At 69.8% G+C, this 20728-nt stretch carries 18 protein-coding genes; 12 read left to right on the top strand and 6 right to left on the bottom strand.

Annotated elements, in window-relative coordinates; translation table 11 throughout:
- Window positions 1-49 precede the first annotated feature (49 nt).
- Together QQX04_RS12410 and QQX04_RS12405 are read left to right on the top strand one after the other, a co-directional pair.
- Complete coding sequence (locus QQX04_RS12410; RefSeq protein ID WP_301129676.1) at window positions 50-598, top strand: sigma-70 family RNA polymerase sigma factor; 549 nt, start codon at window positions 50-52, stop codon at window positions 596-598.
- Window positions 598-1593: a hypothetical protein gene (locus tag QQX04_RS12405; RefSeq protein WP_301129674.1), complete on the top strand. Its 996-nt coding sequence runs from the start codon at window positions 598-600 to the stop codon at window positions 1591-1593. Before QQX04_RS12410 ends, QQX04_RS12405 begins: the two co-directional genes overlap by 1 nt.
- 10 nt (window positions 1594-1603) lie before the next feature.
- Here the strand turns inward: QQX04_RS12405 and purB are convergent, their stop codons facing one another.
- Together purB and QQX04_RS12395 are read right to left on the bottom strand one after the other, a co-directional pair.
- Complete coding sequence (gene purB, locus QQX04_RS12400; protein ID WP_301129672.1) at window positions 1604-3013, bottom strand: adenylosuccinate lyase; 1410 nt, start codon at window positions 3011-3013, stop codon at window positions 1604-1606.
- Between the two features lie 43 nt (window positions 3014-3056).
- The gene (locus tag QQX04_RS12395; RefSeq protein WP_301129670.1) at window positions 3057-3449 is read right to left on the bottom strand and encodes a phage holin family protein; all 393 of its coding nucleotides are present in this window, start codon (window positions 3447-3449) and stop codon (window positions 3057-3059) included.
- 48 nt (window positions 3450-3497) lie between these two features.
- Here QQX04_RS12395 and hisC point away from each other — a divergent pair, with 48 nt between their 5' ends.
- The 10 genes from hisC to QQX04_RS12345 all read left to right on the top strand — a co-directional run bounded on the left by hisC (window position 3498) and on the right by QQX04_RS12345 (window position 17020).
- A complete protein-coding gene (gene hisC, locus QQX04_RS12390; RefSeq protein WP_301129668.1) occupies window positions 3498-4577 on the top strand; it encodes a histidinol-phosphate transaminase in 1080 nt (359 codons plus the stop codon).
- 247 nt (window positions 4578-4824) lie between these two features.
- Window positions 4825-5682 carry an ABC transporter permease gene (locus QQX04_RS12385; protein ID WP_301129666.1) on the top strand — a complete coding sequence of 286 codons (858 nt, stop codon included), beginning with the start codon at window positions 4825-4827 and terminating at the stop codon, window positions 5680-5682.
- The gene (locus QQX04_RS12380) at window positions 5669-6412 is read left to right on the top strand and encodes an ABC transporter ATP-binding protein (RefSeq protein WP_301129665.1); all 744 of its coding nucleotides are present in this window, start codon (window positions 5669-5671) and stop codon (window positions 6410-6412) included. The genes QQX04_RS12385 and QQX04_RS12380 overlap by 14 nt, the downstream gene beginning before the upstream one ends.
- Window positions 6413-6522: 110 nt before the next feature.
- Entirely contained in the window at window positions 6523-8346 is a 1824-nt protein-coding gene (locus QQX04_RS12375) for a polysaccharide pyruvyl transferase family protein (protein ID WP_301129663.1), read from the top strand.
- Complete coding sequence (locus QQX04_RS12370; RefSeq protein WP_301129661.1) at window positions 8343-9167, top strand: glycosyltransferase family 2 protein; 825 nt, start codon at window positions 8343-8345, stop codon at window positions 9165-9167. Before QQX04_RS12375 ends, QQX04_RS12370 begins: the two co-directional genes overlap by 4 nt.
- Before the next feature lie 85 nt (window positions 9168-9252).
- Window positions 9253-11856, top strand: a complete 2604-nt coding sequence (locus tag QQX04_RS12365) for a glycosyltransferase (protein WP_301129659.1) — start codon at window positions 9253-9255, stop codon at window positions 11854-11856.
- Between the two features lie 176 nt (window positions 11857-12032).
- Window positions 12033-13163 carry a thiamine pyrophosphate-dependent dehydrogenase E1 component subunit alpha gene (locus QQX04_RS12360; RefSeq protein ID WP_301129657.1) on the top strand — a complete coding sequence of 377 codons (1131 nt, stop codon included), beginning with the start codon at window positions 12033-12035 and terminating at the stop codon, window positions 13161-13163.
- A complete protein-coding gene (locus QQX04_RS12355; RefSeq protein ID WP_301129656.1) occupies window positions 13160-14212 on the top strand; it encodes an alpha-ketoacid dehydrogenase subunit beta in 1053 nt (350 codons plus the stop codon). Before QQX04_RS12360 ends, QQX04_RS12355 begins: the two co-directional genes overlap by 4 nt.
- A gap of 9 nt (window positions 14213-14221) precedes the next feature.
- Complete coding sequence (locus QQX04_RS12350; RefSeq protein WP_301129654.1) at window positions 14222-15778, top strand: dihydrolipoamide acetyltransferase family protein; 1557 nt, start codon at window positions 14222-14224, stop codon at window positions 15776-15778.
- Between the two features lie 216 nt (window positions 15779-15994).
- Window positions 15995-17020 carry a methylenetetrahydrofolate reductase C-terminal domain-containing protein gene (locus tag QQX04_RS12345; RefSeq protein WP_301129652.1) on the top strand — a complete coding sequence of 342 codons (1026 nt, stop codon included), beginning with the start codon at window positions 15995-15997 and terminating at the stop codon, window positions 17018-17020.
- Window positions 17021-17117: 97 nt separating this feature from the next.
- Here the strand turns inward: QQX04_RS12345 and QQX04_RS12340 are convergent, their stop codons facing one another.
- The 4 genes from QQX04_RS12340 to QQX04_RS12325 are packed head-to-tail and all read right to left on the bottom strand — an operon-like array spanning window position 17118 to window position 20658.
- Window positions 17118-17768: a pyridoxine/pyridoxamine 5'-phosphate oxidase gene (locus QQX04_RS12340; protein WP_301129651.1), complete on the bottom strand. Its 651-nt coding sequence runs from the start codon at window positions 17766-17768 to the stop codon at window positions 17118-17120.
- Window positions 17768-18550 carry a creatininase family protein gene (locus tag QQX04_RS12335; RefSeq protein WP_301129649.1) on the bottom strand — a complete coding sequence of 261 codons (783 nt, stop codon included), beginning with the start codon at window positions 18548-18550 and terminating at the stop codon, window positions 17768-17770. Before QQX04_RS12335 ends, QQX04_RS12340 begins: the two co-directional genes overlap by 1 nt.
- The gene (locus QQX04_RS12330) at window positions 18547-19896 is read right to left on the bottom strand and encodes an FAD-binding oxidoreductase (RefSeq protein WP_301129648.1); all 1350 of its coding nucleotides are present in this window, start codon (window positions 19894-19896) and stop codon (window positions 18547-18549) included. Before QQX04_RS12330 ends, QQX04_RS12335 begins: the two co-directional genes overlap by 4 nt.
- Before the next feature lie 15 nt (window positions 19897-19911).
- On the bottom strand, window positions 19912-20658 hold the full coding sequence (locus QQX04_RS12325; RefSeq protein WP_301129646.1) for an SDR family NAD(P)-dependent oxidoreductase: 747 nt from the start codon (window positions 20656-20658) through the stop codon (window positions 19912-19914).
- Between the last annotated feature and the right edge of the window lie 70 nt (window positions 20659-20728).

Raw genomic sequence — 20728 nt, 5'->3', positions numbered from 1 at the left:
GGGTGGTCCCAGCGGTTTGATGGCCCCGCACGGCAGAGAGGGGGCAGGGATGGCACGGTGGGAGCCGTTGCTCGACGAGGTGATGCGTGAGCGCACACCCCGCCTGCTCGCCTACGCGCGGCTGCTGACCAGGGACGACGCTGAGGCCGAGGACGTGCTCCAGGATGCCCTGGTGCGCGCGTTCTCTCGTGGCCGCTCCTTCCCCGACGCCGACCGCGCCGAGGCCTACGTCAAGCAGGCCATCCCGAGCGTCTTCATCGACCGCTACCGCTCCCGGCGCTCCCGCGACGCCGCTCACGAACGGCTCGCCCACCGCACGTCCTTCGCGGCGGACCAGGGCGACCGCGCCGCTGTGCTCGACGTCCGCGCCGCGCTCGCGGACCTTCCGCCGCGCGAACGGGCCTGCACCGTCCTGAGGTTCTACGACGACCTGACGGTGCCGCAGATCGCCCACGCCCTCCACCTCTCGGAGGGGAGCGTCAAGCGTTACCTGCACGACGCGTCGGGCCGGCTGGCCGAGGCGCTCGGCACCGTCGTCGAGTGGGACGGCGGGTCGTCCACCGTCCATGTCACGATGCGCACGAAGGGAGGCCGCTGATGGACAGGATCGAGTCGATGCTCTCCGACGCCTTCGAGGACGACGCGGCGCGGTTCGGTGAGACCACCTTCATCGAGCAGCACGCAGAGGCGGTGACGTCGCGCGTGCGACGGCGTCGGCGCACCAAGGCGGCGGGCTACTCCGCGCTCGGCGTCGCGGCGGTGGCAGCGGTGGCGATCCCCATGCTGCCGACGTACGAGGAGTCGTTGACTCCAGCGGACATGCCTGCCTGCGTTCCTTTCGACAGCGCCCTCGAGTGGTGGGAGACGGGGACTGGGGACGAGGACTTCCTGTCCGGGCAGAGCCAGTCCCTTTATGTGGAGCTCAGCGCGGAGCGGCTTCGCGTGTCCAGGCCCAACTCAGGGGACGAGCCCTTGGTGATCCCGATCGAGAATCGGCTGCTCGAGGGCACCACCTCGCAGGGTGAGGCTCTGCACCTGGAGTTCGAGTCAGGAGCAAGCGTCGACGTGTGGCTCACATGGGCCGACGATGTCGTCGAGCTGTCGGTCACCGAGGACGGCGACCTCGGCGAGATGCGGATGAGCACCGGTCCCGGTGTGTGGGATGGCAGATACGACATGGTCCGGACGGGCGCCGACCGCTACTTCGGTTTCCCGTTCGGCGAGTCGGACTGGTCGGAGTGGCACCTGTACGACGTGGGCGTCCGCACGGATGCAGTCACGATCACACGTGACGCCGATGGGCGTGTCGAGGTGGTGTTCCCCGGAGGCTCCTCTCGCGAGTTCGACCCGGGCGACGACGGCTTCGCCACCTTCGAGTGGGTCGGGGTGGCTGTCGTGGAGGTCGCCGTGGGAGAGGAGCCGTGGGTGCGGCTGCACGACCTTGAGGATCTGAGCCAGTTGGGCTCCGACGTCGACGCGCGCATGGTCGGCCCTCAGTACTGCCTGCCCGACGACGCGCCGACGACGACCGCAGTCGATCCTCCGGCCGAGGTGTCGCCCGACGCGACATACACGGTCGAGTTCGACGGCTAGGTGGCGAGGGTCAGCGGAGGAAGCGGTCCACCAGCGTCTCGGCGAGGCCGACGTACGAGCCGGGCGTCAGCGACGCGAGCCGCTCCTGCGTCTCCGCCGGCAGCTCGAGGCCGCCCACGAAGGTGCGGATCGCCTGCGCGTCGATCTGCTGGCCTCGCGTGAGCTCCTTGAGGCGCTCATACGGGTTCTCCATGCCGGGGACGCCCGCGATCGAGGCCGCGCGCATCGCCGACTGGATCGGCTCCGCGAGCACCTCCCACGAGGCGTCCAGGTCGGCGGCGAGCTGCGCCTCGTTCACGGTGAGCGTCTTGAGGCCGCGGCGCACGTTGTCGATCGCGAGCAGCGAATGCCCGAAGGCGGGGCCGATGTTGCGCTGCGACGACGAGTCGGTGAGGTCGCGCTGCATGCGGCTGGTGACGAGCGTGGCGCCGAGCGTGTCGAGCAGCGCGCTCGAGATCTCCAGGTTCGCCTCCGCGTTCTCGAAGCGGATCGGGTTGATCTTGTGCGGCATGGCCGACGACCCGATCGAGCCCTTCGCCGCCGCCTGCGCGAAGTAGCCGAGCGAGACGTACGTCCACACGTCGGTCGCAAGGTTGTGCAGGATGCGGCCGAAGCGGGCCACGTCGGCATACAGCTCGGCCTGCCAGTCGTGGCTCTCGATCTGCGTGGTCAGCGGGTTCCAGGTGAGGCCCAGGTGCTCCACGAACGTCTTGGAGACGTCGATCCAGTCGGTCTCCGGCACCGCGGCGGTGTGCGCGCCGAACGTGCCGGTCGCGCCGTTGATCTTGCCCAGGTACTCCTGACGGCCGACGCGGTCCAGCTGGCGACCCAGGCGGTGGGCGAGGACTGCGAACTCCTTGCCGAGCGTCGTCGGCGTGGCCGTCTGGCCGTGGGTGCGCGACAGCATGGGCGTGCCCTTGGCGTCGCGGGCGAGCGAGGCGACGTCCTCCACGAGAGCGGTCGCCGCGGGCAGCCACACCTCTTCGACGGCGCCCTTGACCATGAGGGCGTAGGAGAGGTTGTTGATGTCCTCCGAGGTGCACGCGAAGTGGACCAGCTCGCTCAGCGGCGCGAGGGTCGTCCCCTCGATGCGGCGCTTGATGTAGTACTCGACTGCCTTGACGTCGTGGATCGTGACCTTCTCGATCTCACCGTGCTCCGCGATGCCGTCCGCGTCGAACTCGGCGGGGATCGCGCGCAGCAGCGCCACCTCGTCGTCCGTGAGCGGGCGCACGCCCGGCACCGCATCCTTGGCGCACAGGTGGATGAACCATTCGACCTCCACGTGGAGGCGCATGCGGTTCAGTGCCGGCTCGGACAGGTGGTCCACCAGGTCGGCGACCGCACCTCTGTAGCGGCCGTCGAGCGGGCCGAGGGCGATCGAGGGCGTGATGTCGGCGAGGCGAGTCCAGTCGTTCACGCCGACATTGTTCCACGGTGCGCACGAGCGCACCGAGCGTGCGTCAGCGGCGGTCGGCGCCCGGCAGGATGGCGGACAGGATCGCCGTGGTGATCGCGATGACGATCGCCGCCAGCAGACTCATCCAGAAGTCGCCGATCTCGAGCGTCGCGAAGCTCACCTGCTCGGTGATCCACGACGTCAGCCACAGGATGAACCAGCTGATCACCAGGCCGAACAGTCCGAGCGTCAGGATCTTGATCGGCAGTCCGAGCACGTCCAGGATCGGCTTCACGAACTGGTTGAGGACCGTCAGCACCAGGCCCACGAACGCGAACACCAGGGCCCGATGCCACCACTCGTCGCCCTCTCCTCCGATCACTGACACGTCCAGCGGCAGAAGGGTGACGACCCAGACGGCGACGGCGGTGATGGCGACTTCGAGGAGGAACTTCATGGGGAGGATTCTGGCACGCCCGCCTGAACGCCTGGCATTCTGGAACCCATGACCACTCCTGCACCCCGTCCAGTCATCGCCTCCCTGCCCCGCTACGTCCCCGGTGCGCGAGGAGCGGAGGACGGTCCGGAGCCCATCAAGCTCTCCTCCAACGAGATGCCGTACGGCCCCCTCCCGAGCATCGTCTCCGTCGTCGAGGCGGCGGGCACCCAGATGCACCGCTACCCGGACATGATGGCCGCGGACATCACCGAGGCGATCGCGAAGCACGTGGGCGCGCGCCCCGCGCAGGTGGTCACCGGCGGCGGCTCCGTCGCCGTGCTCAGCCACATCCTGCAGGCCTACACGGGCCTGGGCGACGAGGTCATGTTCGCCTGGCGCAGCTTCGAGGCGTACCCCATCCTCACGCAGCTCGTCGGCGCCTCCCCGGTCACCGTCCCGCTGGACTCCGAGTCGCGGCACGACCTGCCCGGGATGGCCGCCGCGGTCAACGACCGCACCAAGGTCGTCCTGCTGTGCTCGCCCAACAACCCGACCGGGCCCACGATCCACACCGAGGAGTTCGAGGAGTTCATGGCTGCGGTGCCGCAGACCGTCCTCGTGGTCCTCGACGAGGCGTACGGCGAGTTCGTGCGCGACGCTGACACGGTCGACGGCATGGCCGCGCTCAGCCGCCACCCGAACCTCGTGCTGCTGCGCACCTTCTCCAAGGCCTACGGGCTCGCCGGCCTGCGGCTCGGCTACGCCATCGCGTCCGACGAGATCGCCGCGAACATCCGCACCTGCGTCACCCCGTTCTCCGTGAGCGGCGTCGCCCAGGCGGCCGGCATCGCCTCGCTCGAGGCGAAGGACGAGCTCCTCGAGCGCGTCGAGGAGGTCGTGGCCGAGCGCTACCGGGTGGTCGAGGCGCTCCGCGGGCAGGGCTGGACCGTCCCCGACGCACAGGGCAACTTCGTGTGGCTCGGAGTGAGGGAGGGCACCGAGGCCCTCGCCGAGGCGATGGCCGCGGCCGCACGTCCGCTGCTCGTGCGACCCTTCGTGGGGCACGGCGTCCGCATCACCATCGGCTCCGTCGAGGAGAACGATGCACTCATCGAGGCGCTCGACGAGTTCCCCGACAAGATCTGACCGGGTGCCGGCAGGTGTCTCGATTCGGGCCGTGGCCACAGGTCCGGACCCCGATGCACGCCCGTGGTGTACCCTCGATTGCCGCCAGGTCCCGCACGATCTCGTTCATCGAGCGTGCGAGCACTGCGGCTGTCCACGCCTCGAGGCGCGAGTCACGGTGACTCGGTAGCCTCGTCGGGAGGGCAACGCCCATGCACGTGAGTCGTGATCATCACCACCGCGTGCAATGACCGTAAGGGAAGAACATTTGACGACCGAAGGGCTCAGTGCGTACGCCGAGCAGGCGGGGCTTGAGCGCGTCGGCGCTCGCCCCAAGCTTCGGCGCTACATCGTGGAGGCGTGGCGCAGGCGCGAGCTCGCGGCCACCCTCGCGAGCTACCGGATCCACGCCGCGATGGGGCAGAACCGGCTCGGCCTCGTGTGGATCGTGCTCCGGCCCACGCTGCTCGCGCTCATGTTCGGCACCATCTTCTTCGTCATCCTGCCGAACTCCTCAAGGCCGGACAACTTCCTCCCGTTCCTGGTGGTCGGAGTGTTCGTCTTCGAGTTCTTCTCCGCGTCGCTCGGCCAAGGCGCGAGATCGATCATCAACAACCAGGGTCTCGTCCGGTCGCTGAACTTCCCGCGCATCCTGATGCCTATGGCCACGGTCCTGCAGCGGGTGTTCGAGATCATCCCCGTGGCCATCACCATGATGGTGATCGTCGCGCTCTCGGGTGAGCCCATCACGTGGAACTGGCTGCTCGTGCCGGTCGTGCTCGCGATCATGGCCGTGTTCAACTTCGGAATCGCGCTGATCTTCGCCCGGCTCACAGTGCACCTGAGGGATCTCACGCAGGTTCTGCCGCTGCTGACGCGCCTCATGTTCTACTCGACCGGAATCTTCTACTCGATCGAGGCCGTGCTGGCAGACAGGCCCGACCTGCTCGCCTTGGCGCGCCTCAACCCGGTCTACGACTACATCGCACTCGTCCGTGCGCAGATCGTCACCGGCAACTCGCAGACGATGGAGATGTGGATCGTGGCCGTCGCCGCCGCGCTGCTGTGCTTCATCATCGGTGTGATCTTCTTCTGGCGAGCGGAGGAGCGCTATGGCCGCGACTGATACCCGCACCCCCACCGTCGTCGTCGACGGGATCGACGTCGAGTACCGGGTGTTCGCCTCCGGCAAGGCCGCAGGGAACCAGATGTCCCTGGCCTCCCTGAAGCCCAAGGGAGTGTCCACCTACCGTGCCCTGCACGACATCTCCTTCGTGGCCCACGAGGGCGAGAGCATCGGCGTGATCGGACACAACGGCTCCGGCAAGTCCACGCTCATGCGCTCCGTGGCGGGCCTGATCTCCCCGGTGAAGGGCGCCGTCTACGCGTCCTCCCGTCCGGCGCTGCTCGGTGTGAACGCGGCGCTCCTGCCCAACCTGTCTGGCGCACGCAACGTCATGCTCGGTGGGCTCGCGCTCGGCTACAGCAAGGCCGAGGTCGAGGAGATGTACGAGGACATCGTCGAGTTCTCCGGCATCCGCGACTTCATCGACATGCCCATGAAGACGTACTCATCCGGCATGTCCGCACGACTTCGCTTCGCGATCGCGATCTCCCGCGCCCACCAGATCCTCCTGATCGACGAGGCGCTCGCGGTCGGCGACAAGGACTTCAGGCAGAAGAGCCAGGAGCGTATCCGCCAGCTCAGGGACACCGCCGGAACCGTGTTCCTCGTCTCGCACTCGATGAAGTCCATCCGCGACGTCTGCGACCGCGTGCTGTGGATCGACCACGGCCGGCTCATGATGGACGGCGACCCGGACGAGGTCATCGCGGCCTACGAGGGAAAGGCCTGACACCAGGCCCTTCACCGTCGCGGACGCCAGCGGTCCGTCCGTACGACCCAGCAGTGGTCACACCTTTCACGCCAGGCCCTCTGCCTGACGCGTGCATGAACTAGAATCTGTTGACCGCCGATACCCTCGATGGGAGCACCATGTCCGGACCCGCGCTAGTCGTCTGCTCGTTCTACTCAGACGACGAGTACTACATCAACCACGCCCGCCAGCTGGAGTCGACGCTGGACGTGCTCGGTGTAGCGCATGAGCTCCTCGCCATCACCAAGAACCCGGGCGAGGACTGGGCGGACATCTGCCGACGCAAGGTGCCCTTCCTTGCGGACGTGTGCCGCAAGTACCCCGACTCGCTCGTGGTGTGGATGGACGTCGACTGCCGCCTCCTGTACATCCCGGAGCTGCTCGAGCGCACCACGGCGGACCTCATCGGCTTCCAGCGCGGCTTCAGCTCGCCGCTGCGGATCGGCTACGCCCACCGCACGCGCTTCTGGGAGCCCGCGCTGCTCGGCATCGGTGCGACCGCCGTCGGCCGCGAGTTCATCTTCCTTGCGGAGAAGCTCGAGAAGACGTCGGGCGTCAAGGCGACCGACGACTACTTCTTCGAGGAGGCGTGGCGTGCCGTCGCCGCGAAGATGTCCTTCCAGGTGCTGCCGTCGCGCCTGATGCAGAGGTCCAACGGCAAGCCCGCCGCGGGCGCCTCGCCGTTCTTCCTGTTCGGATCCTCCGGGTCCGTTGGCGAGTTCAAGGAGAAGGTCGTCCAGCACGACCCGCCGAAGGTCGCCAAGCCGCGTCGGCGCAGTCGGTACGCCAAGGCCATCGAGAAGCGGCTGCCGCGGGCGCTCGCGCGCCGTCTGCGCGCCGTGTCCGACCGCAGCGGCCTCACCGGTCAGCTGCTCGGCTCCGCGGACTCGGAGAAGGTGGCAGCCACCTCCATCGAGGGCCAGGGTGCTGCCCGTGTCGCCACCACCGCCGTCATGAAGGCGCAGCGGGGCGAGCGTCAGGACTACGACGCTGCGATCGCCCGCCTCGACGAGCTCGGCGAGGTCGAGCCCGCCGTCAGCGCAGCACGCACCAGCGCCGAGGCCTTCGCCCACTACTCGTTGCGGGACAGCGACAAGCAGCCGCTGCTCCTGTCCTGGTGGGCGAAGCCGTTCCCGGGCAACTACGGAGACTGGCTGAGCCCGCTCGTCGTCGGGAACTTCACCGACCGTCCCGTCCTCTACCGCCGTCCGCAGCAGCCGACCGCCGCCCCGCACCTGTTCAGCGTGGGCTCCATCGGCAGGTTCATCACCGCGTCGTCGATCGTCGTCGGCACCGGCATGTCGACCGAGGGCACGCTGCTCGCTCCGGGCGCCGACTACGTGTCGGTGCGCGGCCCTCTCACCGCGGCTGCGGTCAAGGAGGCGGGCGGACCCAGCGTCGAGTCGTTCGGTGACCCCGCGCTCGCGCTGCCCCTCATCTTCCCCAAGGCTGACCGGACCACGACGAACGGTCGCACCGCGTTCATCCGACACTTCACGCACCGTGCGCTGCCGGTCGCGCTCACCGAGGACATGGACGAGCTCTCGGTCCTGCTGTCCCGCCGGGAGGACATCGAGCAGTTCATCGCCACGCTGCAGCAGTACGACCGGGTCGTGACGACCGCGATGCACATCTTCATCACCTGCAACGCGTACGGCATCCCTTGCGCGCTCGTCGACTTCGCCGAGTTCTCGCAGATGGTGCACGGCGACGGCATGAAGTACCGCGACTACTCGCTCGGCGCGGGACTCGACACCGCTGTGGTGCCCGCCCACGTGTCGATCGACCTCCGCAAGGTGGATCTCGACTCCGTGACGCACGACTTCACCGTGAGCGACGCCAAGGTCAACGAGGTCGCCGACGCACTGCGCGAGGCCGTGGCGCGCTTCGACAAGGCGGTCGGTGGCGCGTGAGCCCCACCGCCCCTCGCGAGGGCTCAGCGGCAACGCTGCTCACGGTCGGCTTCTCCACGACCTCTGACCGCGTCTCGCGGCTGGTCGCGCTGGAGGACCCACCCGTGGCGAGCCTCGCGGTGGTGCAGCACTTCGGCGCCGAGGAGTTCAGTCCGGACGACGTTCCCGCACCGGTCGCCGACCGTGGACCCGTCTCCGTGCTGCGCTCGCGCGGGGTCGCGAAGAGCCGGAACAAGGCGCTCGAGCTCTGTGGCACGAAGTACCTGCTGTTCGGCGATGACGATGTCGAGATCCAGTGGGACGAGGTGTTCGCGGCCGTCACGCGCATGCAGCAGAACGGCACTGCGATCGCGCTCGGCTATGGTGTCGATGCCGGCACCGGCAGAGCACGCAAGAGCCACCCGGCCGAGTTCGGCCGCCTGACGGTATGGAACTCCGCCCGCGCCGCGACCTACGAGATGGTGGTCGACGTCGAGCAGTGCAGGAAGGCGGGCGTCCGCTTCGACGAGCGCTTCGGCGCTGGCGCAGAGCTTCCTTTGGGCGACGAGTACATCTTCATCGCGGACGCGCTGCGTGCAGGGCTCACCGGAGAGTCCATGCCGCTCGCCTTCGGAGTGCACCCGCACGTCAGCTCAGGATCCAACTGGTCCGACGAGGCCCACACGGCCTCCCGCTCTGCCGTGTTCGCCAGGGTCTTCGGGCCGCTCGGCTACCCCGTCCGCGCGGTGTTCGCGGTGCGACACCGTCGGGATCTCGGCTCATGGCGCGCTGCCTGGCGATTCGTCATGCGCCCACCAGCCCTCAAGGGCCTGAACCGTTAGTCTGAATTATCCCCAGCCCACCTACACATCGCCGCAGCGCCACCGCGCGTCAATCATGCGGCACCTCGACAAGGAGTCAGCCCGCATGAGGATTCCCGGTTCGCGCACGATGCGTCGTGCGCTCAACAGCATCACCGGTGCGCCGCAGCCCGTGTCGCCGCAGGCCACCCGGCACCAGCAGATCAAGGCGGCCAAGGCCCGCAAGGCGGCGGCGCGCGCTGCTGAGATCAACGAGTTCTGGGAGCTCATCGCGCACGGTGCCGGCGTGGACGAGGCAGCGGCGCAGTTCGCGCGCAAGGCCGTGGGCGGCAGCAACCGCCTCGCGGACCGCTCGTTCCTCCTGGCGCTCGCCTCGGACGACTCGTCACGTCCCGCGGGACAGATCGGCATGGGCATCTTCCTGCTTGGCGACGACCTCTCGGTCGCGGCGCTCGAGTACTTCGAGGCCGCAGGCGCAGAGCGCGCGATCCGTCATGCCGCTCCCGAGTACTTCGAGGCGCTGTGCCGCTCCGACCGTGAGGCGGGCATCAAGGGCATGGAGAAGTACCTGGAGGAGCACCGCGAGCAGCTCTCCGCGGAGCAGCGCTTCGACGCGCTCAAGGTGCTGGGCCGTCACCGCGACCTGGACGCGCTCGAGCGCGAGGTGGCCACCCTTCCCGCCGACTTCGGCGACTCCCTCGACGACGACGGGAAGCAGCAGCTGCGCGTCATCCGCCGGATGCTGGCGCATCGCTCGGCGGCCCCCGAGGCGGTGCCCGGCGCAGTGTCGATCGGTGTCATGGAGTACAAGATGCTCGACGCGAAGGCGTCGTCGTCGAACCGTGGCGACTACGTCCAGACGCTCGCCGCCATCTCGCACCTGCTCAGGTTCCGGGACGTGGACTTCGTGGGCGACTCGCCGCTCGCCGGCTACCTCACCTCGCTTCAGGACAAGGTCCACGAGGACCGCGTCATCACGGACACCGCGGCCAAGGTGCTTCCGGTGGCTATCAACCGCGACTTCGCGTCCGGCGCCGTCTACCCCGAGAACACCTGGTTCATTTCCAACGGCTGGTTCATGCACCGGAGCTTCAAGGGCGAGCTGGACTTCCCGTACCCGAGCACGGTCAACCCCCTCTTCGTCTCCTTCCACATTCAGAACGTGGACGTCCTCACCCCTGAGGTGGTGGCGAACCTCAAGGAGAACGGCCCCATCGGCTGCCGTGACTGGACCACCGTCTACCGCCTGCGGGACCACGGCGTCCCCTGCTTCTTCTCCGGCTGCGTCACCACGACCGTCGGCCAGGTGCTGGACCCGGCGGCGCCCTCCGGCGAGAACAAGGTGGCCTGGGTGGAGCCCAAGGGCGACCTCCCCCAGTACGCGCACTCCACGAAGGTCGAGTTCGCGCAGGTGCGTGACGACCTGATCGAGATGGACCTGGTCGACTGCATCGAGGACGCACGTCAGATGCTCAACGAGTACGCGTCGTTCGACAAGGTCGTGACCTCGCGCCTGCACTGCTACCTGCCTGCGCGCTCCATGGGTCTCGACGTGGACTTCAGGCCGCGCAACCAGGCCGACGTGCGCTTCGAGGGCCTGCTCGACCTCAACAAGGAGGACTTCCAGGCGATCCGTGGCGGGCTCGAGGCCAAGCTGGAGGCGGTCTACCGCGCGATCCTCGCGGGTCAGAGCCGCGACGAGGTGTACGCGCTGTGGCGCGAGCTCACGGCCGAGGACGTCGCCTTCGCGGAGAAGTACGCGACCTCTGATCTGGCACCTGTCGAGACCAGCATCGACGTTCCGGGCGTGGCGGAGCAGCTGCGCGGCGCGGCACGCACCTGGGGGCCCGAGCTCGCGAAGAACGCGGTCGACATCGCATTCGCGACCGACGAGAACCTGCGGAACGAGCTGCCCGTGGTGCTCGACTCGGTCATGGCGAACACGAAGCGCCCGGTGCGCTGCCACATCCTCACCCGTGGCCTCGACGAGGGCTACGGAGAGATGCTCTCGGCGCTCTTCCCCGAGGTTCAGGTCGTCGTGTACGCGTGCGACGACGTCGACTACGGCTCCTCGCTCAAGCTGCTCAGCCACACGACGGTGTCCACGCTCGACCGGATCCTGCTGCCGGAGATCCTGGTCGACCGCGAGCGAGTGGTCTACCTCGACATCGACATCCTCGTGACGGGCGACGTGGCGACGCTGTTCGACCTGGATCTTGGCGACTCCGTGATGGCCGGCAAGCCCAGCAAGATGCTCGGCTGGTCGTCCATGGCCAAGCCGGTGACGCGGTCGTCCCTGGCGCTGCCGGCTGACGAGGCGTACAGGCTGCGACGCACGATGCACGCGACCGCCTCGCTCGGCGCGACCACGGTCAACGCCGGAGTGCTCCTGCTCCACCTGGCCCGCATGCGGGAGGAGGGCTTCGCGCGCTTCGGGCTCGGAGTGGTGGAGAAGTGCGCGATGAACGATCAGGACGCGCTCAACCTGTACGCGGGTGGGCGGATCCTGCCGATCTCCGACGACTGGAACCACGTGCCGGCGCAGGAGTTCTGCGGTCCCAAGGCGCCTTCGCTCATCCACTGGGCGGGCCCGGTGAAGGCGTGGGGCGAGTACTTCATGCCGTACAAGGAGCTGTTCTCTGCAGGCCGTGAGCGCGTGCTCGCGTCGGCCGCCACGGTGTCGGCGAAGTACCCGTACGACGAGGCCTGACGGCTCTTCTCAGCAGTAGCGGCGCGGTCGCGCGAACGCCCGGGTGGGCGCATCATGGAGGTGCTCGCCCGGGCGTTTCTGCGCCCTCATGTTGCAACCTACGGAACCGTAGCCTACGCTGGCGTAGGTTAGCGCGCGGCACCCCGTGCGCATTCGATCTGCAGGGAGTGAGAACTGTGGAAGCAACGGGACCGCTGAGCGACGAGGGCCTCGTCCAGCTGCTCGACGTGGACGGCACACGCGTGGCCGACCCCGACTGGGAGCCGTACGCCGCCCATCTGACGCCGGACGCGCTGCGCCTCGCATGGCGCCTCATGACCATCACCCGCGCCTTCGATGCGGAGGCCACGAGCCTCCAGCGTCAGGGCGAGCTCGGGCTCTGGGTCTCGTGCCTCGGCCAGGAGGCGGCACAGATCGGCTCGGGCACCGCGGTGCGTGAGCCCGACTACGTGTTCCCCAGCTATCGCGAGCACGGCGTCGCACTCACCCGTGACATTGATCTGCCGCAGATGCTCACCCTCTTCCGCGGACTCGAGCACGGATCCTGGGACCCGGTGGCGCACTCGTTCCACCTCTACACGCTCGTGATCGGCGCCCACTCGCTGCACGCCACCGGCTACGCGATGGCGATGGACCGCGACGGCCTCGTCGCCTCCGGCAGCCCCGACAAGGACGGCGCCGTCATCTGCTACTTCGGCGACGGCGCTACTAGCCAGGGCGACGTCAACGAGGCGCTCGTCTTCGCGTCCGTCAACAACGCGCCCATCGTCTTCTTCGTGCAGAACAACCAGTTCGCCATCTCCGAGCCCACCACCCGCCAGTCGCGGGTGCCGCTCGCGCAGAGGGCCGACGGATTCGGCATCCCCCGCGTGCGCGTGGACGGCAACGACGTCATCGCCGTGCACGCCGTCACCCAGTGGGCGCTGCGCCACGCGCGCGCCGGCCAGGGGCCCGTGCTCATCGAGGCCTTCACCTACCGGATGGCCTCGCACACCACGTCCGACGACGCGACCCGCTACCGCACCCGCGCCGACGAGGAGAAGTGGCGTCAGCGCGACCCGATCGAGCGGCTCAAGAAGCACCTCGACGCGCTCGGCGAGCTCCCGCAGGAGTTCCGCGACGCCGTCACCGCCGAGACCAAGGCGCTCGGCAAGCGCACGCGCGAGACCGTGAAGTCGTGGGAGCGCCCGGCACTTCTCACGATGTTCGACCACGTCTACGCCGAGCCGCACCAGCAGGTGGAGAGCGAGCGCGCGTGGTTCGACCGCTACCAGCAGTCCTTCCTCGACGAGGGGAGCCACGCATGACCGACACCCACCACCGCGCACCCGCCGTGACAGAGAGGGAGTCCGCCGTGAAGACGATGACGATGGCAGGCGCCATCAACGCAGGCCTGCGCGCCGCGATGGAGCGCGACCCCAAGGTCCTGCTCATGGGCGAGGACATCGGACAGCTCGGCGGCGTGTTCCGCGTCACCGACGGGCTCCACAAGGACTTCGGCGGAGACCGTGTCATGGACACCCCGCTCGCGGAGTCAGGCATCGTCGGCACCGCGATCGGCATGGCCATGCGCGGGTACACGTCCGTGATCGAGATCCAGTTCGACGGCTTCATCTTCCCGGCCTTCAACCAGATCACCACCCAGCTCGCGAAGATGCACTACCGGTCCGGCGGCAGGCTCACCCTTCCGCTCGTGATCCGCGTGCCCTTCGCCGGAGGCATCGGGGCCGTGGAGCACCACAGCGAGAGCATCGAGGCGCTGTTCGCGCACACCGCCGGACTGCGCATCTGCTCACCCGCCACCCCGCAGGACGCGTTCGACATGATCCAGCAGTCGATCGCCTCGCCCGACCCGGTCATGTTCCTCGAGCCCAAGGCCCGCTACTGGGACAAGGGTGACGTGGACACCGACGCCGTGCGAACGCGGCTCGACGCCGCTGCGGCGACCGCAGACATCGGCCGCGCCCGCGTGGCCCGGCCTGGCACCGACGTGACCGTGATCGCCTACGGGCCCACCGTGCGGACCGCGCTGCAGGCCGCTGACGTCGCCTCCGGCGAGGGGACGAGCGTCGAGGTCGTGGACCTCCGCTCCGTCTCACCGCTCGACATCCCGACGGTCGTGAGGTCCGCGAAGCGCACAGGCCGTGTGGTCGTCGTGCACGAGGCGCCGACCGCGCACGGAGTCGGCGCCGAGCTCGCCGCCCGCATCGGCGAGGAGGCGTTCTTCCACCTCAAGGCCCCCGTGCTCCGCGTGGGTGGGTTCCACACCCCGTACCCTGCTGCCAAGTTCGAGCACGACTACCTGCCCAGCCTCGACCGCGTCCTCGACGCCGTCGACCGCGTGATGACCCACTAGGAGAGCGTCATGCCTACGTTCGAGACGTTCCGCATGCCCGACGCCGGCGAGGGCCTCACCGAGGCCGACATCGTCATCTGGCACGTGAAGCCCGGCGACACCGTCGAGGTCAACCAGCCGCTGCTCGAGGTCGAGACCGCGAAGTCGCTCGTCGAGCTGCCCTGCCCGGTCGACGGAGTCGTGACCGAGCTGCTGGCCGAGGTCGGCCAGACCGTCGACGTCGGCGCGCCCATCGCGGTGTTCGACACCGATCCGGGAGGCGAGGCCCCGGCTGACGCGCCCGCGCCGGCTGCGGAGTCGGCTCCCGCACCGGAGTCGACCCCGGCGTCGCCCGCGCCGGCGGCCTCCGCACCTTCCGCCTCTGCACCGTCCGCCGAGGCTCCTGCCGACAGTGCGAACCAATCTCGGCTCGACACGCCGGCCGACACGCCCACTGCGGCGGGGCGCGCCGGCGCGTCGGAGTCCGGAACGGTTCAGACTGTCGGCGCGGGCGCCGTGGCGGCCCCCGCTGCCGCACCTGCTGCCGCACCCGCGACGCACGCCGAGGACGAGCCGTCCGGTGCCGTGCTCGTCGGCTACGGCGTCCGCGCGGGGTCCGCGCAGCGTCGGCCCCGTCGTGCTGAGGCGCTCGAGCCGATCGGCGGCGCGGCGGACAGCGAGTACCCGGTGCTCGCCAAGCCTCCCGTCCGCAAGCTCGCGAAGGAGCTCGGCATCGACCTGACCACGGTCACGCCGTCGGGACCCGGCGGGCTCGTGACGCGCGAGGATGTCGAGTCGGCCGCGAAGTCGTTCGCCCCGCAGGTGCTCGCGACGTACCCGGGTGACGACCAGCCGTGGCTCGAGTCAGGGACGATGACGAAGGACGGCCGCGCGACCCGCGTGCCGGTCCGCTCGGTGCGCAAGCGCACCGCCGAGGCCATGGTGTCCTCCGCCTTCACCGCACCTCACGTCACCGTGTTCCTCACGGTGGACGTGACGGAGACCATGAACCTGGTGTCCCGGCTCAAGGCCGATCGCGAGTTCTCGGACGTGCGCGTGACGCCGCTGCTGATCGTCGCCAAGGCGTTCCTGCTGGCGGTCCGCCGTCACCCGGAGATCAACGCGTCGTGGGACGAGGCCGCGCAGGAGATCGTCTACAAGCACTACGTGAACCTGGGCATCGCCGCGTCGACACCGCGGGGCCTGCTGGTGCCGAACATCAAGGACGCGCACCGACTCCCGCTCCACGCCCTCGCGCAGGAGATCCAGGAGCTCACCGGGCTGGCGCGCGAGTCGAAGACTCCGCCGTCGGCCCTGCGCGACGGCACGCTGACGATCACGAACGTCGGCCCGCTCGGCATCGACACCGGCACGCCTATCCTTAACCCGGGCGAGGCCGCGATCCTCGCATTCGGCGCGATCCGCGAGCAGCCGTGGGTGCACGAGGGCGAGATCAAGATCCGCTGGGTCACCCAGCTCGCGCTGAGCGTCGACCACCGTCTGGTGGACGGCGAGCTCGGCGCGCGCGTGCTCGCGGACGTGGGCCGAGTGATGAACGATCCCGGCCAGGGCCTCGTCTGGGCGTAGCCGCCCGACACGCAGCGAGCCCGGATCCTTCTCCTTCGAGGGGGATCCGGGCTCAGTCGTCTCCGGCGCAGCGCAGGCCGACGGCGTGGGCACGGCGACCTGGTGCGGCCTGGCGCCCGAGGTCTTACCTGGCTGACAAGCAGGGGACACGCCCCCGCAACGTCGTGTCGCTAGCGTCGGCTCCGGGGCGCTCCGACCGTCCCGGGAGGAGCCCCGATGACGACCGACGCAGTCCCATGCCCCAAGCACATGGCCTACGGCCCGTGCGCCGGGGTGGCCGCTGACGGCACCTGCGAGGTGGGTCCCCTCCCCTGCACCTTCCTTGAGGCCCCGGTCCGACGCTGGGAGGGGATCATCGGTGCGCCGACGCCGCCGCCGGGTCCCCGCACCCCGGAGGCGCTCGCCACCTACGACCTGCTGGAGTCAGGTGGTGTGGTGATCGCCGATCTGCCCGCGCGGGCCCTCGACGGGGATTCCCTCCGCGCTTGCGCGCGGGCCCTCGTCGGGTCTGTCGACATCACGCTCGCGGGCGACGCCCCCGACGCGAGGGTGCAGTTCCCGCCGTCGCTTCGCGCTGCGATGCTCAAGGCAGAGGGGATGCGTGTGTGGACGGGTGTGAACGCGCGTGACCGCAATCGGGTGGCGATCGAGGCCGAGCTGGCGGCGCTCGCGGAGGTGGGTGTCGACGGGGTCCACTGCGTCACCGGCGACCACACGGCCACCGGGCACAGGGCCGACGCGATGCCAGTGTTCGACCTGGACGCGCCCCAGATCGCCGCGCTCGCCCGAGCAGCGGGACATCTCACGTCGGTCGCAGCCTCGCCTGCCGTGCCGCCCGTTGCGCACCGCCTGCCGCTCGTGCTTGAGAAGGAGCGCGCCGGAGCCGACGTGTGCTTCGTCGACCACTGCGGCGGGCCCGCCGTGGTGGCGGACTTCGTGGCGCGCGCGAGGGCGGCGGGCAGCCTCATGCGGTTCATCGCGTGCGTGCCGGCAGTCTTCGACGCGGGCAGCGCCGAGCTGCTCGCCTCGTTCCCCGGGATCACGCTCCCGGACGGCTATCTGGCGTCGATCGCGCGAGCGGCGGATCCGCGAGCGGCCGGCATCGAGGCGTCCCGCGCGATGAGCGCGGCGATGCTGGAGATCGACGGAGTGGCAGGGGTGGATCTCTCCGGCGGGCCGACCGCCGGACGCGAGCTCGAGTTCGCGGAGGCGCTTGCGGAGGTAGGTTCCTCGCTGCGCTGACTGTGTGACTGGGCGAGGGCATCGCCCGCCTCGCTCAGCGGGATCCGACGGTCGCGGCGCCGTGCACCCGGGGGTGCGCACGGTGCCGCGACCGTGGTCAGCCGGCGATCCGCTCGACCGTCCAGCCGTCTCCGGTCCGCGTGTACTCGACGCGCGTGCTGGGTCCTTCGGCGTCGCCGCGCCAGAAGGTGAGCCGGCGGGGGATCACCTTGTATCCGGTCCAGGTCTCGGGCGCCTCGAGGGGCACCTCCGGATGCGCGGTGGCGAAGTCGTTCCACCGGGCCAGGCGCTCCTCGCGTGGCAACGCGGCGACCTCGTCCGAGCTCACCCAGGCGAGCAGCTGCAGGTAGCGGGAGCGGGCGCGGTACGCGATGGCGGCCTCCTCGCCCGTGAGCAGCACGGCATCGCCGGCGACCGTGAGCTGGCGGCCGATCTCGACCCACACGAGAGCGAGGCCCACCCGAGGGTCCGCGTCGATCTCGGCGACCTTGCGGCTCTTGGTGGAGGTGTGGAAGTAGAGCGCCTCGCCGTCGAAGGCGCTGAGCAGCAGGTGCCGCGAGTCCGGATAGCCGTCGAGCCCGAGGGTGCTGAGCGTCATGAGGGGGCGGAGCTCGTCCTCGTTCTCGGGCAGCCACAGTCCGAGAAGCGCCATCGGGTCGTCGACGGGGAAGTCGGGGTCTGCGACGTCGGCGCCGAAGCGGTTGGCGCTGGTGATGATGATCGGGGTCTCGTCCGTGGTGCCGGACATCATGCCTCCTGGGGGCGGGGGGAGAAGCGGGAGATCTGGAGCAGGGACTCGACGGCGCCCGTGACGTTGTCCTCGAAGATCTGCGCGCCGGCGTCGGCGGTCGCGCCGGTCGCGTCGCCGATGACGCCGGAGTCGTGGAAGTCGTCGGAGAGCCAGCCGAACTGCACGGGAGTCGAGTGGAAGCCGATGCGGGGCGTGTCCGTCAGGTGCGCGGGCACGGCGCGGATCGCGAGGTCCATGTGGACGAGCTCGGGACGCAGGTGCAGCAGCAGCGAGGTCTCGCCGTGTCCGGCATGGATCGGCATGCCGTGCTCGTCGCCGCCGTCTGCCCCGTCACCGGCGGGGACGGCCACGGAGGTCGCGAAGGTCTGCAGCCCGAAGCGACGTCGCAGCTCCCTGAGGGCGATGCCGAGCGGCGCGACGTTGCCGCCGTGGCCGTTGAGGAAAAGCAGGCGGGTGGCACCCAGCGTCTGCACGGATCGCCCCAGGTCCACCAGCGTGGCGAGGAGCGTCTCGGCGGTGAGCCACATGGTGCCCGGCGCCCAGTGGTGCTCATCCGACTTCGTGTACGCGAGGGTCGGGAGCAGCCACACGTCCACGCCCGCCTCCACGGCGCGGCCGACGGCGGCGTCGGCCACGGCCTCGGCGGTGATCGCGTCGGTCGCGAGCGGAAGGTGCGCGCCGTGGTGCTCGACCGCGCCGGTGGGGATGACGATGATCGACTCGGGTCCCACGGCGGCGGCGGCCGCCGGACCCGACAGGTGATCGAGCCGCCGGCTCACGACGCCTTGCCCGACGCCATCAGCCCGTTCGAGCCGTCGACGGCCACCTCGAGCTCGGGCATCTTGCCTGGGTTGAGAAGGCCGGACGGGTCGGTGACGGCCTTGCGTGCGCGGGTCTCTGCGACGCGCACGTCCACGTACCACTGGTGCGGGTTGTGCGTGGTGACTCCGAGCGCCTCGAGCCGCTCCAGGCCCGCGAGCATCTCCTCCTCGCTCACGTACTCGGCGGCGAGCATGCCGATCGGACGGCCCTTCTGGCCCTCGGCGTGAAGCATCGCGCCGGGGTAGACCTGGTGCACCTCGTCGATGCGCTCGAGCAGCGGAGCGCCGCCCACCTCCACGTGGAAGTACGTGTCCGGGTGTGCGCGCTGCAGCCACTCGATGGGGTGGTTGTACGAGATCATCGACAGCTTCATGATCTCCTGCGCACCCTCGCGGACGTCCACGACCGTGCCTCCGAGCCGCTCGACGATCTCCGTCGCCTGGGCGACGGCCGCCTCGTCGAGGATGGCGCGCAGGCTCGCCTTGCCCGGCAGGATCCCGGGGTTCGACGGGAGGGCTTCGGCGAGCGTCGGCAGGTCGGCGGACACGAGGCGCGGCGCGGGGTTGACGGTCGGCGTGATCTCGGAAAGGGCGGCGAAGGCGTCGTGGAAGTCGTCGAACGACGCGTAGAACGCGCGCCACGGCTGCAGGGGCTCGAGTGCGACGGTCGCGCGCACGATGATCCCGGCGGTGCCGTAGTTGTGGAGGTACTCCTGTGCCTCAGCGCCTTCGATGTGCACGAGGCCGCTGCCGTCGGCGTGGACCACGTCGAGAGACTTCACGAACTCGCCGCCGGCGATGACGCCGTGCACGATCGAGCCCGTGCCGCCGGAGCCGCCGGAGAGGAAGCCTCCCAGCGTCGACTGTGCGGTCGAGGGGTACATGAGCAGCTGCTGGCCGGACGCCCACGCCTGGTTCTCCAGGATGGCCATCACGGCGCCAGCTTCGGCGGTGACGAAGCCCTCACCGATCTCGACGACGGCGCGCGCCCGCGAGGTGTCGAGGACGAGGCCGCCCGACATGGGGATGCCCTGGCCGTAGTTGCCCGTGCCCTTGCCTCGGGGCGTGACCGGGACGCCATGGGCGACGGCGGCGTCGACCACGGCGACGATCTGGTCGGCGGACGACGGGTAGGCCACGACGTCGGCCAGGCCGAGCGGCAGCTTGGCGGAGAGGATGGGCGACAGCTTGCAGCCGTCGACCGACTGGCGCTCGCGGGTGGGCAGGTCCACGGATACGCCGCGCTCGCCGAGGAGGTCGGTCAGCGTGGCGACGAGGCCGTCGAGGTCGGGGGTGGTGGTCACGGTGGCTCCCGTTCGCTAGTGCATGATCATCCCGCCGGTGACGTTGAACGCCTGGCCGGTCAGGTAGGACGAGGACTGCCCTGCGAGGAACAGGGCGACCTCGGCGACGTCCTCAGGGGTGCCGCACCGGCCCAGCGGCGAGCGACCGCTCCAGGCGGCCACGTCGTCGTCGGTGCGGGTGTCGGCGCCCATCTCGGTGAGGATGTAGCCGGGGCAGAGGGCGTTGGCTCGGATCCCATGCGGGCCCAGCTCCTGGGCGGTCGCGCGGGTGAGGGCGATGACGGCCGCCTTCGAGGCGGCGTAGTGGGCCTCCATCGCGCCGCCGGTCTTGGCGGCCATGGAGGCGAGGTTGATGATCGTGCCGCCGTGGCCCGAGTCGAGCATGAGCTGGGCGGCGGCCTGCGTGGTGGACAGCATGGAGCGCGCGTTGATGCTCATCACGGTGTCCCACTCGTCGGCGGTGATCTCCATGAGGGGGCGCAGCCGGAAGATCCCGGCGTTGTTGACGAGCACATCGACGCCGCCGAGCAGGTCCGCGGCGGCGGCCACGGAGGCGCGCGCGGACGAGTCGTCGCTCAGGTCGGCGGGGAGGAAGCGGGCGCCGAGGGCGTCCGCTGTGGCGGCGCCGGAGTCGGCTTCGCGATCGAGGATGACGACCGAGGCCCCTGCATCCACGAACGCCTGGGCGATCGCGCGGCCGATGCCGCGGGCGGCACCGGTGACGATGGCGCGGCGACCGGTGAGGGTCTCGGTGTCAGGCATGGGTGTCCTCGAGGTGGGGAGTGGGGAGGAGGCGGAGGGTGGGTGGCGGGGGGCCCCCCGGGGGCCGGGC

The sequence above is a fragment of the Demequina zhanjiangensis genome, from assembly GCF_030418315.1.
In the GTDB taxonomy this organism is placed as follows: domain Bacteria; phylum Actinomycetota; class Actinomycetes; order Actinomycetales; family Demequinaceae; genus Demequina; species Demequina zhanjiangensis.
The sequence above is the reverse complement of the archived record's forward strand: the minus strand, read 5'-3'. Positions and strand labels throughout refer to the sequence as shown.

Excerpts from the sequence above, each read along its gene's own strand:
- QQX04_RS12365 (WP_301129659.1), top strand. The coding sequence starts at position 9,253 with ATGAGGATTCCCGGTTCGCGCACGATGCGTCGTGCGCTCAACAGCATC.
- QQX04_RS12345 (WP_301129652.1), top strand. The coding sequence starts at position 15,995 with ATGACGACCGACGCAGTCCCATGCCCCAAGCACATGGCCTACGGCCCG.
- QQX04_RS12325 (WP_301129646.1), bottom strand. The coding sequence starts at position 20,658 with ATGCCTGACACCGAGACCCTCACCGGTCGCCGCGCCATCGTCACCGGT.
- QQX04_RS12405 (WP_301129674.1), top strand. The coding sequence starts at position 598 with ATGGACAGGATCGAGTCGATGCTCTCCGACGCCTTCGAGGACGACGCG.
- QQX04_RS12380 (WP_301129665.1), top strand. The coding sequence starts at position 5,669 with ATGGCCGCGACTGATACCCGCACCCCCACCGTCGTCGTCGACGGGATC.
- QQX04_RS12355 (WP_301129656.1), top strand. The coding sequence starts at position 13,160 with ATGACCGACACCCACCACCGCGCACCCGCCGTGACAGAGAGGGAGTCC.
- QQX04_RS12350 (WP_301129654.1), top strand. The coding sequence starts at position 14,222 with ATGCCTACGTTCGAGACGTTCCGCATGCCCGACGCCGGCGAGGGCCTC.
- QQX04_RS12340 (WP_301129651.1), bottom strand. The coding sequence starts at position 17,768 with ATGTCCGGCACCACGGACGAGACCCCGATCATCATCACCAGCGCCAAC.
- QQX04_RS12395 (WP_301129670.1), bottom strand. The coding sequence starts at position 3,449 with ATGAAGTTCCTCCTCGAAGTCGCCATCACCGCCGTCGCCGTCTGGGTC.
- QQX04_RS12410 (WP_301129676.1), top strand. The coding sequence starts at position 50 with ATGGCACGGTGGGAGCCGTTGCTCGACGAGGTGATGCGTGAGCGCACA.
- hisC (WP_301129668.1), top strand. The coding sequence starts at position 3,498 with ATGACCACTCCTGCACCCCGTCCAGTCATCGCCTCCCTGCCCCGCTAC.